The organism is Streptomyces sp. NPDC005483, assembly GCF_040606035.1.
Classification (GTDB): Bacteria; Actinomycetota; Actinomycetes; order Streptomycetales; family Streptomycetaceae; genus Streptomyces.
In genome coordinates this window covers 284,117-302,228 of sequence record NZ_JBEXEA010000009.1, presented here as the reverse complement: position 1 = coordinate 302,228, position 18,112 = coordinate 284,117, and the positions used below count along the sequence as shown (strand labels likewise).

The 18,112-nt window shown below is 69.3% G+C and carries 17 protein-coding genes; 5 read left to right on the top strand and 12 right to left on the bottom strand.

What is annotated here, in order from left to right:
* Positions 1-62: 62 nt before the first annotated feature.
* Positions 63-527 carry a hypothetical protein gene (locus tag ABZT06_RS19880; protein ID WP_355742058.1) on the top strand — a complete coding sequence of 155 codons (465 nt, stop codon included), beginning with the start codon at positions 63-65 and terminating at the stop codon, positions 525-527.
* A gap of 65 nt (positions 528-592) precedes the next feature.
* Here ABZT06_RS19880 and ABZT06_RS19875 read toward each other — a convergent pair whose 3' ends face one another.
* A complete protein-coding gene (locus ABZT06_RS19875) occupies positions 593-1,810 on the bottom strand; it encodes a M20 family metallopeptidase (RefSeq protein ID WP_355742258.1) in 1,218 nt (405 codons plus the stop codon).
* A 237-nt stretch (positions 1,811-2,047) separates the two neighbouring features.
* A complete protein-coding gene (locus tag ABZT06_RS19870) occupies positions 2,048-3,019 on the bottom strand; it encodes an alpha/beta hydrolase (protein WP_355742055.1) in 972 nt (323 codons plus the stop codon).
* 69 nt (positions 3,020-3,088) lie between these two features.
* Between ABZT06_RS19870 and ABZT06_RS19865 the strand changes: the two genes are divergently transcribed.
* A complete protein-coding gene (locus ABZT06_RS19865) occupies positions 3,089-3,565 on the top strand; it encodes a MarR family transcriptional regulator (protein ID WP_355742052.1) in 477 nt (158 codons plus the stop codon).
* A gap of 414 nt (positions 3,566-3,979) precedes the next feature.
* On the opposite strand, the gene ABZT06_RS19860 is transcribed toward ABZT06_RS19865, so the two are convergent.
* Positions 3,980-4,387, bottom strand: coding sequence for an ATP-binding protein (locus ABZT06_RS19860; RefSeq protein WP_355742048.1), 408 nt, complete (start codon positions 4,385-4,387; stop codon positions 3,980-3,982).
* 197 nt (positions 4,388-4,584) lie between these two features.
* On the opposite strand from ABZT06_RS19860, the gene ABZT06_RS19855 reads away from it, so the two are divergent.
* The 3 genes from ABZT06_RS19855 to ABZT06_RS19845 all read left to right on the top strand — a co-directional run bounded on the left by ABZT06_RS19855 (position 4,585) and on the right by ABZT06_RS19845 (position 6,380).
* The gene (locus tag ABZT06_RS19855; protein ID WP_355742255.1) at positions 4,585-5,436 is read left to right on the top strand and encodes a helix-turn-helix transcriptional regulator; all 852 of its coding nucleotides are present in this window, start codon (positions 4,585-4,587) and stop codon (positions 5,434-5,436) included.
* Between the two features lie 8 nt (positions 5,437-5,444).
* Positions 5,445-5,645, top strand: coding sequence for a DUF397 domain-containing protein (locus ABZT06_RS19850; RefSeq protein WP_355742045.1), 201 nt, complete (start codon positions 5,445-5,447; stop codon positions 5,643-5,645).
* Positions 5,646-5,720: 75 nt separating this feature from the next.
* A complete protein-coding gene (locus ABZT06_RS19845; RefSeq protein WP_355742042.1) occupies positions 5,721-6,380 on the top strand; it encodes a class I SAM-dependent methyltransferase in 660 nt (219 codons plus the stop codon).
* A gap of 34 nt (positions 6,381-6,414) precedes the next feature.
* Here ABZT06_RS19845 and ABZT06_RS19840 read toward each other — a convergent pair whose 3' ends face one another.
* The 9 genes from ABZT06_RS19840 to ABZT06_RS19800 form a co-directional block, all read right to left on the bottom strand.
* Positions 6,415-6,849, bottom strand: a complete 435-nt coding sequence (locus tag ABZT06_RS19840) for an SMI1/KNR4 family protein (RefSeq protein ID WP_355742039.1) — start codon at positions 6,847-6,849, stop codon at positions 6,415-6,417.
* 9 nt (positions 6,850-6,858) lie between these two features.
* On the bottom strand, positions 6,859-7,308 hold the full coding sequence (locus ABZT06_RS19835; protein ID WP_355742036.1) for a hypothetical protein: 450 nt from the start codon (positions 7,306-7,308) through the stop codon (positions 6,859-6,861).
* Positions 7,309-7,322: 14 nt separating this feature from the next.
* The gene (locus ABZT06_RS19830) at positions 7,323-12,062 is read right to left on the bottom strand and encodes a putative T7SS-secreted protein (protein WP_355742033.1); all 4,740 of its coding nucleotides are present in this window, start codon (positions 12,060-12,062) and stop codon (positions 7,323-7,325) included.
* Positions 12,062-12,652 (bottom strand): hypothetical protein, encoded by a 591-nt coding sequence (locus tag ABZT06_RS19825; RefSeq protein ID WP_355742030.1) that lies wholly within the window; start codon positions 12,650-12,652, stop codon positions 12,062-12,064. The genes ABZT06_RS19830 and ABZT06_RS19825 overlap by 1 nt, the downstream gene beginning before the upstream one ends.
* Positions 12,649-13,014 carry an SseB family protein gene (locus ABZT06_RS19820; RefSeq protein WP_355742027.1) on the bottom strand — a complete coding sequence of 122 codons (366 nt, stop codon included), beginning with the start codon at positions 13,012-13,014 and terminating at the stop codon, positions 12,649-12,651. The genes ABZT06_RS19825 and ABZT06_RS19820 overlap by 4 nt, the downstream gene beginning before the upstream one ends.
* An 88-nt stretch (positions 13,015-13,102) precedes the next feature.
* Positions 13,103-14,176: a hypothetical protein gene (locus tag ABZT06_RS19815; protein WP_355742252.1), complete on the bottom strand. Its 1,074-nt coding sequence runs from the start codon at positions 14,174-14,176 to the stop codon at positions 13,103-13,105.
* A gap of 116 nt (positions 14,177-14,292) precedes the next feature.
* Positions 14,293-15,234 carry an N-acetylneuraminate synthase family protein gene (locus ABZT06_RS19810; protein ID WP_355742024.1) on the bottom strand — a complete coding sequence of 314 codons (942 nt, stop codon included), beginning with the start codon at positions 15,232-15,234 and terminating at the stop codon, positions 14,293-14,295.
* Positions 15,235-15,248: 14 nt separating this feature from the next.
* Positions 15,249-16,514: an N-acylneuraminate cytidylyltransferase gene (locus ABZT06_RS19805; RefSeq protein WP_355742021.1), complete on the bottom strand. Its 1,266-nt coding sequence runs from the start codon at positions 16,512-16,514 to the stop codon at positions 15,249-15,251.
* Positions 16,515-16,663: 149 nt separating this feature from the next.
* Entirely contained in the window at positions 16,664-18,007 is a 1,344-nt protein-coding gene (locus tag ABZT06_RS19800; RefSeq protein WP_355742018.1) for a DUF6716 putative glycosyltransferase, read from the bottom strand.
* Positions 18,008-18,112 lie beyond the last annotated feature (105 nt).

Below are 18,112 nucleotides of genomic sequence, written 5' to 3'. Positions count from 1 at the left end.
CTGACCACAGGCGCGGCCCCGGTCTCGGCACCGGGGCCGCGCCATTCCATCAAGGAGATTTCATGGGTCGCCGTACCATCGCCGCCCCCGCACTGCTCGTCCTGTCGCTCACGGCCGCCTGCACGGCAACCGACGACACCGCAACCCGCGACACCAAGAGCTCCCACACCCCACAGCCCATTCAGTCCGGCCAGTCCGGCCAGTCCGCCAAGGGCTCGGGGCTCGACCTTCCGGCCAAGGCACAATTCCTCGTCCCCGTGACCGATGGCACCGCGGACACGGACCTTCCCGTGTTCAAGCCGTTGACGGACGTGTACACCGTGCACGCCAGCTGCTCGGGAGCGGGCACAGTGACCATCGTCGACCGCAAGCACCCGACCCAAGCCCCCAACCGTGTCAACTGCGACGGACCCATCACGATTGGGCAGGTGTACACAGACCTGGTCGAACAGGCCTTGTCCGTACACGTCAGCAAGGGTGCGGCGACCTGGAAAATCGCCGTGGTATCGGGCACTCACCCCATGTGACCGTGCACTCGGCGGCTCTGGACGAGGCTGCCGGCTGAGCGCCGGGCATCCTCGTCCAGCCGGGCCTAAACGGCGTCCAGCAGGGCCGCGGCCGTGAACAGCTCCACGCCTACGGTGATGGCGGACTCGTCGGCGTCGAAGTCGCCCTGGTGGAGGTCGCGCACGGTCCGCTCCCCCGGTGTCCGCACCCCGAGGCGGGCCATGGCGCCGGGAATGCGCTGCAGGTACCAGGAGAAGTCCTCGCCGCCGAGGCTCTGCTCGGTGCTCTCGACGGAGTCGTCACCGCGCCGGACGGCCATGGCCTCGCGCATCAGCTCGGTGACGTCCGCGTCGTTGACGACGGGCGGCACGCCCCGTACGTAGTTGATCTCGGACTTGGCCCCGTGCAGGTTGGCGACCTCGTCGATCGCGGCCACGACGATGTCCGGCGCCTGCCGCCAGGCGTCGATGTCCAGGCAGCGCACGGTCCCGGAGAGCTCGGCGTGCTGCGGGATGACGTTGGGGGCGTGCCCCGACTCGATCCGCCCCCAGGTCACGGCGAGCCCGGCCCGGGTGTCGACGCGCCGGCCGACGATCGCGGGCACGTCGGTGATGACGCGGGCGGCGGCGGTGACGAGGTCGGTGGTGAGGTGCGGCCGGGCGGTGTGGCCACCGGGGCCGTCGAGCGAGATCTCCAGCCGGTCGCAGGCGGAGGTGATGGCCCCGTTCCGCAGCCCGATCTTGCCGGCGTCGACCCGCGGGTCGCAGTGCACGGCGAGCATCTTGCCGACCCCTTCCAGCACCCCGCCGTCGATGGCGTCGGCGGCACCGCCGGGCAGCACTTCCTCGGCGGGCTGGAAGATCAGTCGCACGGGCCGCGGCAGCAGGCCCTTCTTGTCGAGCTCGGCGAGGACGAGCCCGGCGCCGAGCACCACGGCGGTGTGCACATCGTGCCCGCAGGCATGCGCCCGATCGGGCACGGTCGACCGGTACGAGCACTCGGTCTTCATGTCCGGGATGGGCAGGCCGTCGATGTCGGCGCGCAGGGCGAGCATGGGCCGCCCGCCGTCCCACTCCCCGATGTCACACACCAGCCCGGTCCCGACGGCCAGCACCCGCGGCTTCAGCCCGGCCCTCTCGAGCCGTTCCTTGATCGCCGCGGTGGTGCGGAACTCCTGGTTGCCGAGTTCCGGGTGCATGTGCAAGTCGCGTCGGAACAGTACGAGTTCGGCGTGCAGTTCCTCGCTCAGCACGCCGGGAAGCGCGGCTTCCCCGGGCAGATCGACCTCGGACTCCAGTGACATCAGTTGCTTCACCCTCTAAAGGGTAGGACGCCGGGGCGACCAACCGACCCGCGATCAACAAAACTTCAACCCGCCGTGGGAAGAAAATCTGGCCGCTCGACGCATGGACGTTATTTGAGGTGGGTAAGAACCTCCTTTCCCACACATACCATGCTGGGCTTGCGGTCGGCGGCCTTGTTCATCTGTCGAAACGGCATTGGGACATGATGGGGACGGGCACGGTGGGGCGCGGGGACGTCACGCTGAGTGATCGCGGGTGGTGGACGGGGCAGGCCGGGTCGCTGCGGCCCTTCCTCCGGATGCGATCGGCCGGGCACGGATGCGCTGACCGATGAAGAAGGCCGCGCGGTCCAGTGCCTCGTCGGCCTCGTCCAGGGCGCCGGCGAACGACTGGAACACGTGCGGCACGTCGGCGGTGACGTCCAGGATGACGTCCACTCCGGCGGCCTTCGCGCGCGCGGCCAGGCGCGTGGAGTCGTCCAGCAGGATCTCGTTGGTGCCCACCTGGATGAGCATCGGGGGGAAGCCGGTCAGGTCGGCGAGGACGGCCGGGCTGAGCAGGGGCTGGTGCGGGTCGGCACCGGCGAGGTACATGGCTCCGGTGTGTTCCACGGACTTGCGGGTGAGGATCGGGTCGATGCCTTCTTTGGTGACCATGCTCTCGCCCGTGCGCGTGGCGTCGAGGCCCGGGGAGAACGTCACGATGGCGGCGGGCAGCGGGAGGCCCGCGTCGCGGGCGGCCAGGCAGGTCGTCACCGCGAGTCCGCCTCCGGCCGAGTCCCCGGCGAACACGACGGCCGAAGGGTCGTGACCGCTGTCGAGGAGCGCGCGGTAGGCGCTCAATGTGTCCTCTGTCGCAGCTGGGAACGGGTGCTCGGGGGCGAGTCGGTAGTCCACCGAGTACGCCTCGAAGCCGGTCTTGACGACGAGGTGTCCCGTCAGCGACAGCACGCTCTCGGGAGAGCCGTACACCCAGCCGCCCCCGTGGAAGTAGAGGATCGTCCCAGCGTGTGAGCGGTCCCCGTCCGGCTCGACGTGCAGTGCGGGCCGGTTGCCGAGCTCCGCGCGCGCGATGCGGATGCCGTCGGGCACGATCATCCGGGCCATCAGCGCTTCGAATCCGGCTCGGATCTCTGCGACCGGCCGGGAGCCCTGAGGTCGCGGCTGCCGCAGCATCGCGTCGACCTGCGCACGCTGTTCCCTGCTCATGCTTCTCCCTCTGTCGCAAGTACCTTCCACGGCACTATATGCCTCGGCATATACAGTAAGATACATGCCGTGGCATCCAAAACAAGCGACGAGACCGTCGACCTCCCGGGCTTCTTCGCCGACTTGGTCCGATGCGAGACGCGCCTGTACAACGCCCTCACCGGCCGCCTCCGCGACCGGCACGGGATCATCACCTCGCAGTTCGAGGCCCTGCGCTACCTGCGCGACCACCCGGGAGCCCGCGTGGCGGACCTCGCCACCGAGTTCGCCATCGGCATCGGGGCGACCAGCAAGGTCGTCGACCGGCTGGAAAGGCAGGGTTGGACCGTCCGGCAGCCGAATCCGTCCGATCGCCGCTCCTCGCTCCTGTCCCTGACCGACGACGGCTCCCGACTCGTCGACGCGGCGGAGAGGACCTTCGCCGACGGAGTGGTCGAGCTGCTCAGGGGTACGCTCGACGATTCCTCGGCGCCGGCCGTCGCACAGGCCATCTCGAAGCTGCGCGCCGCGCTCGAACGCGACCAGACCGGCATGCCCACGGGCTGACCCTGTGGCCTACCGCCCACCGAGCCCGAGTCGGCTTCTTCGCCCAGCCCCGCCCCGCCCCACCCCGGAGCGCCAGCCCACCCCGCCGAGCAGGACACCTCAATCAGACCTCATCGCGAATCGGGCATACCGGCGCGAACTGCACCCTTAGGGCGCCCGTGGGCCCCTGCGCGCTACCCGCTGCCGACTCAGCGACCATTTCACCCGGTGTGCATGTGAGACCCGCCGTGTCCCGCCACCCCGGCCCGCGACGCTGCCGATCTCGCCCCGCCACTTGGCCCCGCTCTCCCCAGGCCGCCCGCTCGCCGCGCTGGAGTGAGCCGTGTCAGGGGTGGGCCGGAGACGAAGCGCCCTTGACCCGCCTCGCGGAAGCGCGAGCCCGCAAGAGAAGCGGGCGCCCCCCACGGGCCCCTATCAGGCGGCGGCGAGCTCGCACCACACGAACTTCCCCCGGTTGCCGTGCCTGGCCAACGGCTGCCACCCCCACAGGTCGGCACACGCCTTCACCAACGCCAGCCCCCTCCCCTCCTCCACCTCCCCCAGCAGATCCAACTCACCGGGCGGCTCGGGAGGCCCGGGGTCCGCATCCCACACCCCGATCCGCAACACCCCCGCCGACCAGCGCACCCGCAGAGCGGCGGGCCCTTTCGTATGGCGTACAGCGTTCGAGACCAACTCCGCCGCGAGAAGCTCCGCGGTGTCGGTCAGGCGGATCAGGCCGTGCAGGGTGAGGATCAGGCGGAGGGTGCGGCGGGCGACGGTGACGGCTCGGACGTCGTTCGGGATGTGGAGGGTGTACTCCCAGGGCTGGTTTTCGGGCATGCGTCAGCTCCAGTTCTGTGGCGAGAGGTTGGATGCGGTGGCGGTGCCGCCGCCGTCACGACAGGACGGGGCGGTGCACTTCCGCAGAGTGTGCGTTGCATCACTGACAGTAGGTATAGATTTCTAAGTTACGCAAGCAGGTCGCGTAATCTGACCCCGAACGAGTCGTGCCCACAGGCGCGTTGAGAGGAGCCTCAATGGCACTGAGAAGCGAGCCGACGGCACGTCAGACGCGGCTGGCGACCGAGCTGCGCAGGCTTCGCGACGCGGCTGGCATCACGGGGCGCGAGGCGGCGACAGCGCTCGGGGTGAGTTCCGCGCAGATCAGCCAGATCGAGAAGGCCCTCGCGGGTGTGAGTGAGAAGCGGCTGCGGGCCATGGCAGCCAACTACGCGTGCTCGGACAACGCGCTGATCGACGCACTCGTGACCATGGCGATCGATCGGACGCACGGCTGGTGGGAGGAGTACCAAGAGAGGTTGCCCACGCCGTACTTGGATCTCGCCGAGCTGGAATACCACGCCAGTCATCGATGGGACGCGGACTTCCTCCACGTTCCCGGGTTGTTGCAGACCGAGGACTACGCTCGAGCGCTCTTCTCCTACGTGAATTCGGAGTTCCCACAGAGCGAGGTGGACCTCCGGGTGGAGCACCGGATGAAGCGGCGGGTGATCATCGAAGGTCCCGACCCGACCCCGTACGAGGCTGTGATCCACGAAGCGGCGCTACGCATCAGGGTCGGCGACCGTTCCGCGACCCGAGCTCAACTCGCCCGCATCCAGGCACTCTCCGAGGCCGAGCACGTGACCGTCCGCGTGATCCCCTTCGATCTGGACGATTTCCCCGGCGCGGGAAGCGCCATGGTGTACGCGGGCGGTCCTGTTCCCAAACTGGACACTGTCGTTCGTGATGGCCCCCACGGCACAGCCTTCATCGACGCCGAGGCCCAACTGGCCCGCTTCCGAGCACTCTTCCGTAGGCTGGAGAGCGTGTCACTCGACCCCGAACGGTCGCGGGACTTCATCAACAAGTTGACCAAGGAGCTGTGAGGCACCCCATGGCCACCCACGACATCTGGCAGAAGTCGAGCTACTCCGGCGGCGGCGAAGGAAATGCCTGCGTGGAGATCGCGAACCGAAGCGCCCACATAGCGATCCGCGACTCGAAGACCCCGACCAGGGCCACCCTCACCTTCCCGCCCGCCGCCTTCACGAGCTTCCTCGAAGCCTTGAAGTCACCGCACTCCAGCCCTCGATGACCGCCAGGCAAACTCCACACGGCGCTCCGCAACTCCCCACCCGCCGCCCCGAGCCGCCCCGCTAGGGTGCAGCGCGTGAACGCCGAGATCCCCGACTTCATACGGGCCACCCGAACCGCGTACGACACGATCGCCGAGCCCTACACCGAGCAGTTCTCCGACTGGGCCGGCATCCCCACGCTGGACAGAGCCCAGATCACGGGCTTCGCGGAGTTGGTGAGGGAGCAGGGCAAGGGCCCTGTGGCCGACATCGGCAGCGGCCCGGGACACGTGACCGCGGCGCTCCACGAACTCGGCGTCCCGGTCTTCGGCGTGGACGTCTCCCCGAAGATGGTCGAACTGGCCCGCAGGTCCCACCCGGGCCTCCGCTTCCACGTGGGCTCGATGACGTCGTTGGACCTACCGTCCGAGACGTTGGGCGGCATCACGGCCCTCTACTCGATCATCCACGTCCCGGACGACCACCTCCCCACGGCCTTCGCAGAGTTCCACCGCGTCCTCGTCCCGGGCGCCCACGCCCTGATCGGCTTCCAGTACGAGCCCGGCGGCACCCACATGCACCTCGACGAACGCTTCGGCCACAAGATCTCCCTCGATTACTGGCTGCGCACCCCGGAGGCGGTGGCAGAGCCTCTCACCGAGGCCGGCCTCCAGGTAATCGCCCGCGTACTCCGAGAGCCCCTGGACGACGAAAAGCTGTCCCGCGCCTACCTCGTGGCGAGGAAACCCGCGTAGGACACGTCCTACCAAGAGCCGAGCGCCTGGAAGCCTATCGGCGATACCAGTCGTCACTCCCACCCCCAAGGGAACTCCGCAAGAAGCTGTCAAGGGAAGGGGAGATCCAGTTTCTGCTATCTGTCTCGTGATCCCAAACGAAGACGTCATCCCGTTCGGGCGTCCGGACCAACGCGAACTGATCTCCGCCACCATTGTCGCCAAAGAAGAGGAGCGGATCGAACGGCATATACAGACTGCACAACTGCTCATTGTGACGCAACGAGATGTTTTCGGCGAGTATCCGGGCTGCCGACCAGACAATCTCCACTCCGTAGTCGGCGCTGATACCGTCAGACACCTCGAGAAGGGACCGGAGGGACTGTGGGAGAGACTGCCCAAGCCGCTCTTCAACGAGTGCCACAGCATCCTCCGCGGCAGCAGATCTGAGCTCTACGCCTGTAAATTCGAGCAAAGTTTCACGCCGCACGAGGGGTGCTCAGCGCCAAGTGTGCAGAGCGGGAACACCAGAGGACCCCTCAGAGAATGGCATCCTATTCCCCCAGGAAAAGACATAGCGCGAGTTAACGGAATCAAATTCCACACCAATATCGACAGGCGGCAGTTTGAACTCCTCTCGCAGCCATCCCTCGATGGCGAAGGCCGCCGCTTCTGGAACATAGTCGCTGGCCGGGAACGAAAGGCTACCCACTTTGATGGTAAGTCCCTGCGGGTGCAGTGCGTTCAGGACGTCCGAGTGCACCGAGATTCCAAACATTAGCCAGGCCGCGTCACGCCAATGCAGGGCAGAGTGCGGAAGTTCCAGCCAAACCTTTCTGTAGATTTGCACAGCGTTCGAGGGGGCGACTCCGGAGACATCAACCTCTGCGTCGATATCAACGGCCAGTCCGCCGATCGGGCTACGCTTTCGGAAACGAAACGTCTTCACTCTGAGATACCTCGTCAGTTCAGGAAATTCAGCCGATCGAACACTCTCTTGTGGAAGAAATGCTCGTGCCCCATACCGGTATGCCCGCGTATGTAGTCATAATTATGGGGCTCACCGGCACCGTACAATCGGCTGTGCCGATCCACAAAGGCTTCGGCCTCGCTCGGTGACATACCCACAATATCAGCCTTGCTGAGCGCATCGAAGTCGCTTCCCGATACTCTGAATTTAAGAATCTCCACATCAAGTCCGCGACCGCGAAGGCGTTCTGCATACCGCACGGCTTCTTCCTCGGATCCCCACGAGTATACGCCTTCCCCATATTGACCTCTGGTGTCTTCCGCAGGCCACGGTTCTCCACCGTTGCGAAGACGTTCAGCGTCCGCTCGGCTTTGCACTGTATGGAATTCCTGGCAGGGGGACAGCCCCAGCGGGTCGCTCCATGTGTGGGGGTTATGGACGTAGGTGCTGGCGTTCGGTGCAGGAGTGAGCCCGAGAGGGTCCGGGCTGGTGAACCGCGCGGTCTCGGGGTCGTAATGCCGGAAGTAGTTGTAGTGCAGGCCGGTTTCAGGGTCGAAGTACTGGCCCGGGAAGCGCAGCGGAGTGTAGGCCGTGCTGTCTGACGCCCAGGCTGTCGTGCCCCAGAGGGTGCTGCGGGTGCGCCAGGCTATGTCGCCGGCCTCGTCGATGAGCTCGGTCGGGGTGCCGACCAAATCCGTGACTATGGCGAAGAAGCGCGAGTCGATTTCGTGCTGGGGGGCGTCGGCCGCTGTGATGCGCTCCGTTTGGGACAGCGGGTGCAGGCCCTGGTGGTCCCAGGTCAGGGTGACCGGGTCGGGGTGGGACGGGGACCACGTCGTCTGTTCGCAGAGGGTTGTGCCGTCCCAGGTGAAGTCCACCTGTTCCTGGACCGATTCGCCGTCCGGGGCCAGGCGTTGCTTCGCGATTCTGCGGCCCAGGGGGTCGTAGCGGTAGCGCCAGCGGGTGCCGTCGGGGGTCGTCACCGACGTCAGGCGGTCCTCCGCGTCCCATTCGTAGCGCCACATGTCCGGCTTGCGGGACAGGCGGGTTTTCTGGCGGAGGGTGATGCGGCCCGCTTCGTCGTGTTCGTAGCGGACCTTTCCCGCGCGGGTGATACGGGTGCCCACGTACTCCCGGGCGCCGACCGATTCGCTGCCCGGGTGCTCGGTCGGCCACGTCGCCTGCGTCTGGTTGCCTGCCTCGTCGTAGGCGTACGTCTCCGTCCAGTTCGCCGCGTGCACCGCCGTCACGCGGCCCGTCGCGTCCAGGTCGAAGTGGCGCGTGCCGTTCAGGTGGTCGTCGATGGCTGTGAGGTTGCCGTCGGCCCGGTAGGTGTACGCGCGGTGTTGGAGGCGGTGGCCCGTGGGGCCGACCAGGTCCTGTTTCGTCAGGCGGCCCAGTGGGTCGAAGGACTGGGTCAGGGTTACCGACTCGCCTATGCGGCGGGTCAGTTCGCGGCCTGCCTCGTCGTGGGCGAAGGTGAGGGTGCGGCCCGACACCACCATGCCGGTGCGGTTGCCCGACGCGTCGTACGACCAGGTCGTCGTCGCGCCGGTGGGGGTGGTGCGGCCCGTTCTGCGGCCCAACTCGTCGTAGGTGTAGGTGAGCGTGCGGTCGTTCACCGTCTCCGACAGCACTCGGCCCGCCTCGTCCCGGCGCAGCCTCAGGACGGCGTCCGGGCCCGTCGCCTCCGCCAGGGCGCCCGACGGGTCGTAGGCGTAGGTCGTGACCGCCCCGGCCGCCTCTTTGCGGATCACCCGGCCCAGGACGTCACGGGAGAAGATGATCGGGTCGCCGGATGCCGTGGTGCTGGCGCTCAGTTGGCCTGCCGGGTCGTGCGCATAGGTCAGCGTGCGGTCGTCGAAGTCCGTCTCCGCGATCAGGCGGCCGGCCGGGTCGTACTCGTAACTCCACGTCAGGCCCTGCGGGTTCGTGACCTTCGTCAGGCGCAGTTCCGTGTCGTGGGCGAATTCGTAGCGCACTCCGTCCGGGCCCGTGCGGGCGGCCAGCAGGTCGAAGTGGGTGTACTCGAAGCGGGAGACCGCGCCCGACCCGTCCGTGTGGGCGACACAGTTGCCCTCGCCGTCGTACGCCCAGGTTTCGGTTGTGCCGTCCGCCACCGTACGGCGGGACAGGCGGCCCTCCACCGTCCATTCCAGGCAGGTCACCGAACCGGTGGGGTCCGTGATCCTCACCGGACGGCCGAAGGCGTCCCGTGAGTAGCGGGTCACCGCGCCCAAGGGGTCGGTGATCTCCAGAGGAAGGCCCGCCGCGTCGCAGCGGACCCTTGTCGTGTGTCCCAGGGCGTTCGTGACGGCCGCCAGGTGGCCGCCGTCGTCGTACGTGAAGCGGGTCGTCGTGCCCGAGGCGTCGGTCACCGCCGTGCGGTTGCCGTACTCGTCGAACCGCTGCTCCACATACGTGCCGTCGGGTCCGGTCACCGTGACCGGCAGGCCCTGGGCGTCGTACGCGACGCTGGTGTAGTGGCCGTCCGGACGGATCGCCAGGACCGTGCGACCCGCCTCGTCGTAGGCGTAGCCCACCGTGCGGCCCAGTGGGTCGGTGATCGTGAGGGGGCGGTGGGCGCGGTCGTGGGTGGTGTGGGTCGTGGCGCCGTCCGGGGTGGTCACGGCCGTCACTTGGACGTCGCTGTTGATCTCGTACAGCGTGCTGTGGCCCTGGGAGTCGACCGCCGTGACGGTCCGGTTGCCGGTCGCCGGGTCCGGGGCGCCGTAGGTGTAGGTGTAGCTCAGGTGGCCTGCCTCGCCGCCCTGGGAGGTGCAGCGGTCCTCGTCGTCGTAGACGTAGTGGTAGGAGGAGTCGTTGGTGTCCGTCCATGCCGTGATCCGGCCGAGGGAGTCGTTGGTGAAGCGGGTCGGCAGGCCGGAGGACTTCGTCACCTCCGACAAATGGCCCGCGGCGTCATAGCCGAAGCGGACCAGTTCGATGCCACCCTCAGGATCGGCCAGGTACAGGGCCGTGATCCGGTTCTCGGACCGCTCGATCCGCAGGTCGTAGCCGGCCGAGTGCACGATCCCGGTGGGGGCACCCTCGTCGTCGTACTCGAACGTCAGCCACTGGCTGCCCGAGCGGTCGATGAGCTGGGACAGCAGGGCCATGCCGTTGCCGTCGCCGCCCGGGCCCGCGAAATCCCAGACCCGGCCGGTCTCCGGGTCGGTGACGGTGTAGTCGCCGTACGCGTCGACGGTCAGCGGATGGCCCTCGCCCGCCAGCGGCAGTACCGGCACACCGGGGGCCGGATGCGGATACGCCAGCAACGAACCGTCCTCGCGGACGAAGACGACCCCCTCGGCGTCGATTTCCAACCGCTGGTCGGCCGTGGACGTCCAGCACGGACCGAACCAGCGGCCCGCCCGGTACGACGACTCGAACTGGCGGGAAAACACCAGCGGGAGCCGGGCCGGGAGCGACACGTCCGTCTGGGGCAGCGACATGCGGCCGGTGGCCATGTCGATCGGATCGCTGCCGAACAGCTTGCACTTCAGATCCCGGGCGACGTCCATGAGCCCCCGGCGCGTGCCGCTGCGCGCGGCTCCCGTCGCCGCGTCCTTGGCAGCTCCACGCAGGGCGTCCTTCAGCGCGGCCCGCCCCACACCCCCCGCGCCCTTCCCGCCGATCAGGTTCGAGACGAAGTACCCGCCCGCGTCCCCCGGGTCACTAGACCACCCCGTCCCCAGGATCGACATCGGCAACCGCTCCGGATGCGCCGCCGTCCCCACCAGGCCCGCCAGCAGCAGCTGTGAGTTCTTCGACCAGTCGCCGGGGTGCGTGAGGTTGTACGGGTCCAGCGGATTGACCGTGCGGGCCAGTTTCAGGACGTCCGTGCCGCCGCGCAGCAGGCCGCCCGCGAAGTGGACCGAGTTGAGCTGGGTGCCGACGAACAAGTCCGCCGCGTCGGCGCCCATGCGGTCGGTGAACTCCGGCTTCGGCGGGGCCGATTCCAGCGCGGCAGCGATCTTGCGGCGGGCGTCCTCGGCCACGTCGGTGCGCTGCCGGCGGGCCGCGGAAAGGATCTCCTGCGCCTCCTGACGGCCTGCCGTGCCCGGGTCGACCAGATCGCCGGGCTTCGTCGGCTTCACGCCCGGGTCGCCGCCCGCCTCGGCGGTCGCGTCGTAGCGCTCGGCCGCCTGGTTGTACGTCCTCACCTGCGCGGCGTACGCGTCCGCCGCCCGCCGGGAGGCGTCCTGCGCGGCCCGGTACCTCTCGATCGCCACCCGCGCCTGCTCCTGCGCCCAGGTCACCGTGTCCGCGTACGACTCCAGCGCGGCGGCCGCCGACGTACAGGCGTCCGCCGCCGTCAGCCACTGCTTCGGCTGGACGTCGAACTTCGCGCGGAACGCGTCCGCCGCCTGCCCCCGCCACTCGCCCGGGTCCAGCGACCGCATGCCCTGGCCGACGTTCTCGAAGGCGGCCGCGAACTTCCGTAGACGCCCTGCCCGTTCACGCAGCGCCGGCTCACTGCCGTGTACGAGTTCCTTCGGGTCCTCGCTCTCGCCCAGGGCGCGTTCGGCGACCGTGCCGCCCAGGCGGTTGTTCACGCTCTCGCCGAAGTCGCGGACCTTCTCGGCCGCCCCGTCCGCGCCCACGTCCGACAGCAGGCCGGCCGTCTTGTCCGCGCCCCAGCCCACCGCCTCGCCGACACCCTTGTTCAGGCCGTCGGCCGCGCTCTCCAGGCCGTCGCCGAAGTCGCCGACCAGGTCCCCGAAGCCCATCAGTCCTCACCCTCGCCCGAGGACTCCGGGCCGCTCCACTGCCAGTCCGTGCGCGGGTCGAAGAACGCGTCCGGCGTCACCGTCGATGTCGAAACGTCTTCCGCCGCCTGCGACCAGGCCGCCTTCACCTCGTCCTGACCGGACGTGAAGGACTCCGCGCTGTAGTCCGCGTTCGCCACCTGGGAGACCGGGTTGTCCTTCAGCGTCTCCGACCAGGAACGTTCCTTCACCTCGTCCGGCGACAGGTACGGGTTGCCCGTCCCCGCCGTCCACACCGACTTCAGGGTGTCCGACACGTACTGTTCCTGCTCGTGGTACAGGCCCGCCGAAAGACCCAGCCGGCCCGCGAACTCGTTGGCGTCCTGCATCAGCGAGCGCACACCCCAGCCCCAGCGGTCGCAGAAGTCCCCGAAGACCTGCTGGAGGCCGTCGTCGCCGACCTCCAGGCCCGTCATCGACAGGTCGTCGAAGCCGCGGCCCAGGTTCGCCTCGATGTCGAAGCCGAACTGCTTCAGCTCGGCCATCGCCTGGTTGATGCCGCGCGTGATGCGTGCCATCGCCTCCGGATCGACCTGGTAGCCGTCGCTCACGCCGCCCCGGCTCCTTCCGGAGAGGCGTCGACGGCCACCGCGTCCGGCACGATCCCCGTCACCGGGGGCAGGACCAGGCCCGTCGGGCTGCCCGCGTCCACCGCGATGCCGACCGGGCCCTCAATGGACGGGACCACCTGGTCCAGCAACCGCGCCCCGTGCACCGGCACCCAGCCGGGGACGTCCTCGCCCCGTGCCTCGGCGAACCGTTCCAGCGCGGGGACGTCCGTGAACGCAAACAGCCAGCGAATGCCGCCCGCCTCCGCCGACAGCAGCGAGCCGTCGACCACCGGCACCAGGACCTCCCCGCGCCGGAACTCCCCGATCTGCGCTCGCCGTTCCCGCAACGTCTCCGCACTCACGCCGGCCGCCCCCGTCGTAGACCTCATCGAACATCGCACAAGTGAACGACGATGCTAGACGATTCAGCTGAGAGCCGCCCTCGGTGTTTCAGACAGCCGGTACCACCGTCACCGCCGACAGCCGGTGCACATCCCGCGCCGTCCCCGTGACCCCCGACAGGAACCCCTGCGCCCGCGGCGACGCCGTCTCCGTCAGCCAGTCCGGGTCGATGTCGCACACGGCCACGCGGACCTCGGTGCCGGCAAGCGCGAGCGGCAGGGTGTGGACGACTGTCGAGGGGAAGCTCAGGATCGTACGGCCGATCGGGCCGCGGCGGGCGATCAGCTCCAGCGGGAGATCCGGGCGGACGATCTCCAGGCCCGTCTCCACGGCCAGCCGGTGGAGCTTCTCCGTCGACTCGCGGCGGTGGGCGAAGTAGCGGGTCGCGCCGTGGGTCTTGGCCAGGCGGGTCACGGCCTCCACGTAGCGGTCGACGTCCACCACGCCCGTCTCGACGAGCGAAGTGCCCACCATGTCGGCGCCCTTGGTGATGCGCGGCGGGCCGAAGCGGGTGCGGGTCCAGGCGAAGGTGTTGGACGAGACCGTGACGCCCGCCGGGGTCTCCTCCATCGGCATCGAGGAGAAGATCTCGACTCCCCGGCCCTCCCCCGGAGTCAGTCGTTTGCGGGCCGCCGCCGAGATCGGGGCGAAGGCGAGGTCGCGGGGGCTCGGTCGGCCGCCCTTGCGGTGCCAGCGCACGAGGCGTTCGCCGCGGGCCAGTTGGGACACGAACTCCATCGTCGCCGTGCCGTCGTCGACCACGACCAGCTCGGTGGCGCGGGTGATGGTGAGAAGGAGTTGTACGTAGCGGGAGAACGGATCGCCCAGGACCACGCGGTCCGCCTTGCGGAGCATGCCGGCGAGGCCGCCGATGGTCTGGAAGGGGGCCGCGGGGCCGCCCCTCGCCTCCTCCCAGCGGACCTCGTGGCCCTCCTCGCGGGCGAGTTCCGCCATCCGGCGCAGCTGGCCGCGGGTCATGGGGTCGGTCGGGGACAGCACGACGAGGGTGAGCTCCGCGCCGGGCGCGTGGCCGTGCGCCCACTCCAGCACGTTCAGCAGCTGGACCGGGCTCTCGACGAACGCGAGAGTGTGGGGGCCGGTGTTCCCGGCGCGGGGGCTCATCGTCGTACGACCGTCCCGTCGTAAGGCGCTCATGAGGCGCGGGTGATGAACACCGGGCCCCCGGAACGACAACCGCCGAGAGCGGCCGGCCGCCGGGGACCCGGTACCTGGGTGGCTCAGACCGAGACCGGCTCGCCCGCGGCCGCGGCGATCTCCGCCTCGGCGATCACGCCGGTGACGCGGCGCAGCTTCTTCATGGGGCCGAGCTCGGAGTCGTAGACCTTCTTGACGCCGTCACCGAGGGAGGCCTCGATGGTGCGGATGTCGCGGACCAGGCGCGTGAGGCCCTGCGGCTCCACCGACGCGGCCTGGTCGGAACCCCACATCGCGCGGTCGAGGGTGATGTGGCGCTCGACGAAGGTGGCGCCGAGGGCGACCGCCGCGAGGGTGGTCTGCAGGCCCGTCTCGTGGCCGGAGTAGCCGATCGGAACGTTCGGGTACTCCTCCTGCAGGGTGTTGATCACGCGCAGGTTGAGCTCCTCGGCCTTCGCCGGGTAGGTCGAAGTGGCGTGGCAGAGAAGGATGTTGTCGCTGCCCAGGACCTCGACCGCGTGGCGGATCTGCTTCGGGGTCGACATGCCGGAGGACAGGATGATCGTACGACCGGTGGCGCGCAGGGCACGCAGCAGCTCGTCGTCGGTGAGGGAGGCGGAGGCCACCTTGTGGGCCGGGACGTCGAACTTCTCCAGGAAGGCGACGGCCTCGGTGTCCCACGGGGAGGCGAACCAGGCGATGTTCTTGCTCTTGCAGTACTCGTCGATCTGGCGGTACTCGTCCTCGCCGAACTCCACGCGGTGGCGGTAGTCGATGTAGGTCATCCGGCCCCAGGGGGTGTCGCGCTCGATGTCCCACTGGTCGCGCGGGGTGCAGATCTCGGGGGTGCGCTTCTGGAACTTCACGGCGTCACAGCCGGCCTCGGCGGCCACGTCGATGAGCTTGAAGGCGTTCTCCAGCTCGCCGTTGTGGTTGATGCCGATCTCGCCGCAGATGTAGACGGGCTGACCGGGACCGGCGATGCGCTCGGTGCCGAAGGTGCGCAGGCGGGAGTTAACAGACATGGCGGGAACGTTCCTTACTTGTCGAGGGAGTCGAGAGAGGGGCCGAGGATCCAGCTGGCGATCTCTCGGATCGCGCCGTCGCCACCGGGGACGGTGGTGACCGCACGGGCGGCGCCGCGTACCACGTCGTGGGCGCTCGCGACCGCCACGGGCCAGCCCACGAGGGCGAAGCACGGGAGGTCGTTGACGTCGTTGCCGACGTAGAGCACGCGCTCGGGCGCGATGCCCTGCTCCTCGCACCACTGCTTCAGTGCGAGGTCCTTCCGGTCGATGCCGTGCAGCACGGGGATCTTCAGCTTCCGTGCGCGGGCGGCGACGACCGGGTTCTGCTCCGTGGAGAGGATCAGCATCTTCAGGCCCGAGTTGCGCAGGGCGGCGATGCCGAGTCCGTCGCCGCGGTGCACGGAGACGAACTCCTTTCCATCGGCGTCGATCAGCACCCGGTCGTCGGTCTGGGTGCCGTCGAAGTCGAGTACGACCGCGTCGATGTCGTCGGCGGTCGGCAGCGAACCGGGCCGGTCCGCGTCGAACAACGGCGCGAGCGCCCGCGCCCGCGCCAGCTCGTGGTGGTCGTCGATCTCCAGCACGCGCGCGGGGTCGGTGCGCACCAGTTCGGTGCGGCCGAAGAAGCGGTGCTGGTGCTTGCGGAAGCCGGGCGCGTCCATGCCGTAGACGGCGCCGGTCTCCAGGAAGTCCTGGGGGCGGTCCTGGCGGCGCGGGCGGAAGGACTTGTCGTGGTTGACGCCGTAGCCGCCGCCGACGGCCGCGTCGGCCTCGCCCACGGTGCCCGCGCGGGCCTCGTCGTCGGCGTCGCGCCACACGAAGCCGTGGAACGGGGCGACGGTCATCGCGGAGTCCGCGCCGTTGTCGACGACGGCGCCGACCACGCCGTCCACGTCCTCGCGGATGATGAAGGGGCTGGTGCACTGCACGAGCAGCACCACGTCGACGGTGGCGCCGTGCAGTGCCTCGTGGGCGTCCATGGCGTGCAGGACGGCGGCCTCGGAGGTGGCGGTGTCGCCCGCGATGGCGGCCGGCCGCAGCACGACCTCGGCGCCGGCCGAGCGGGCCGCCGCGGCGATGGCCTGGTCGTCGGTGGAGACCACGACGTCGGTCACCAGGCGGGAGGCCCGGCACTCGCGCACGGCTCGCGCCACCAGCGGGACGCCGCCGACCGGGGCGAGGTTCTTCGCGGGCACGCCCTTGGAGCCGCCGCGCGCGGGGATCACCGCGAGCACGCGGCGCACGGAGACGTGTTGGCCGGCTTGCGGGTGGGGCATGGGGTGCGCTCCTTGGACTGCGGGCGGAGAGATTCGGGAGGTGGAGGTGGTACGTCGGCTGCGCGCCGGTGGGGGCTGGTCGCGCCCCGCGGCGGAGCCGCTGATCGATACAGCCCCGCGCCCCTTAGGTGGCTCACCTGCGACCGTGTTCACAGCTCGCCCATCCGTCTGATCACCGGGGCCACCCGCTGTACTCCGTGGCGGTATGCGCCCCTCGCCGCGCGGCGGACGATCTGCCGCACCGGGCCCGGCTCCTTGTCGTGGGCGGGGGCGCCCGGCAACGGTGTGCCGTCGGGGCCGAGGTGGTGGCGGGCGAGGATGCCGGGGAGGTAGCCGGGGGCGGTGACGGGTGTGTAGTACGGGGTGAGCGGGGGCCGCTCGGGCGAGGCCAGCAGCTTGGTGATGCGCTCGCGGGCCGCGTCGAAGGCGTGCGCGTACGAGCCGTCGGCGACGACGCCCTGCCGGGCCACCCACTCCTCGTCGGGCACCGGCCGGTGACCGGCGTCCAGCTGGTCCCAGGAGACGAGGCAGCCGGAGCCCACGAAGTGGTGGTTGCCCAGGACCTCGCGGATGCCCAGGTCGGTCAGGACCACCGTCGGGATACGGCGGTGCAGCGACTCCAGCGCCGCCGTGGAACTGATCGTGACCAGCAGGTCGGTGCGGTCGAGGACCTCACCCATGTTCCCGTACACCAGGCGGAAGTTGGCCGGCGGATCGAGCCGCTGGATCAGCTTCTGGTACGGCAACTCCTCGATGTGCGTGGTGTGTTCGCCGGGCCGGGAGCGCAGCTTGAGCAGCACCTCGCGTTCGGGGTGCAGCCGGGCGTGCTGGATGAGCCGGTTCAGCAGGTACACGCGGTCCCTGCGGTTGTCCGGCACCGAGGGCTGGACCGCGAACACCACGGTGTACGGGTCGTGTTCGCCCTCGTAGGCCGCCCCGCCGAGGAACGGCAGCGCCACCTCGGTGACCGACGAGGCGTCCGCGCCCACTCCTTCGTACACCGCGCGGAAACGCTCGGCGTCCTGACGGGAGTTGGCGAGGACCAGGTCGGCTCCGTGCCGCAGGAGCAGGCCGTCGGCGAGCTTCTCGTAGACGACGCCGACGTAGCCGGTGACGACCACGGGCCGCTTCTCCAGGCCGTCCCAGACTCGCGCCAGGCCGTGCAGCATCGCCTGGACGCCGCCGCCGACCAGGGCCAGCACGACGATGTCGTACGACGTCTCGGCCATGGCGCGCAGGAACTCGACCGCGGTGACCTCCCGCAGGGAGTCCGCGCGCACGCCGACCTCTTCGAGCTGGCGCGCGGTGGGCGTGGCCCGGCCGCGCAGCAGGAATCCGTCCAGCGCGAGGCCGACTTGCGCCCCGCCTCGCGGTCCGGCTTCCATGGACGGACCCGGAGCGATGCGGTCGGCGGTCAGCGCACCCCATTTCCAGCGGGTGTCGGAGTCCGCGAGGACGGCGATTCGAAGGGACTTCGTTGTACTTGGCGGCACGACAACGACGCTAGGAAGCAATTTCTAGGTCCGGCCCAACCGCGAATCAACGAAAAGTTAACAACAGCCCACCGAGAGCCGAACTGGCCCGCCGAAGACCGGGAA

Bases quoted from the DNA above. Each gene is read 5' to 3' on its own strand.
- ABZT06_RS19805 (WP_355742021.1), bottom strand. From the start codon at position 16,514: ATGCCCCACCCGCAAGCCGGCCAACACGTCTCCGTGCGCCGCGTGCTC.
- ABZT06_RS19855 (WP_355742255.1), top strand. From the start codon at position 4,585: ATGGCACTGAGAAGCGAGCCGACGGCACGTCAGACGCGGCTGGCGACC.
- ABZT06_RS19850 (WP_355742045.1), top strand. From the start codon at position 5,445: ATGGCCACCCACGACATCTGGCAGAAGTCGAGCTACTCCGGCGGCGGC.
- ABZT06_RS19880 (WP_355742058.1), top strand. From the start codon at position 63: ATGGGTCGCCGTACCATCGCCGCCCCCGCACTGCTCGTCCTGTCGCTC.
- ABZT06_RS19875 (WP_355742258.1), bottom strand. From the start codon at position 1,810: ATGTCACTGGAGTCCGAGGTCGATCTGCCCGGGGAAGCCGCGCTTCCC.
- ABZT06_RS19870 (WP_355742055.1), bottom strand. From the start codon at position 3,019: ATGAGCAGGGAACAGCGTGCGCAGGTCGACGCGATGCTGCGGCAGCCG.
- ABZT06_RS19860 (WP_355742048.1), bottom strand. From the start codon at position 4,387: ATGCCCGAAAACCAGCCCTGGGAGTACACCCTCCACATCCCGAACGAC.
- ABZT06_RS19815 (WP_355742252.1), bottom strand. From the start codon at position 14,176: ATGAGCCCCCGCGCCGGGAACACCGGCCCCCACACTCTCGCGTTCGTC.
- ABZT06_RS19830 (WP_355742033.1), bottom strand. From the start codon at position 12,062: ATGGGCTTCGGGGACCTGGTCGGCGACTTCGGCGACGGCCTGGAGAGC.
- ABZT06_RS19810 (WP_355742024.1), bottom strand. From the start codon at position 15,234: ATGTCTGTTAACTCCCGCCTGCGCACCTTCGGCACCGAGCGCATCGCC.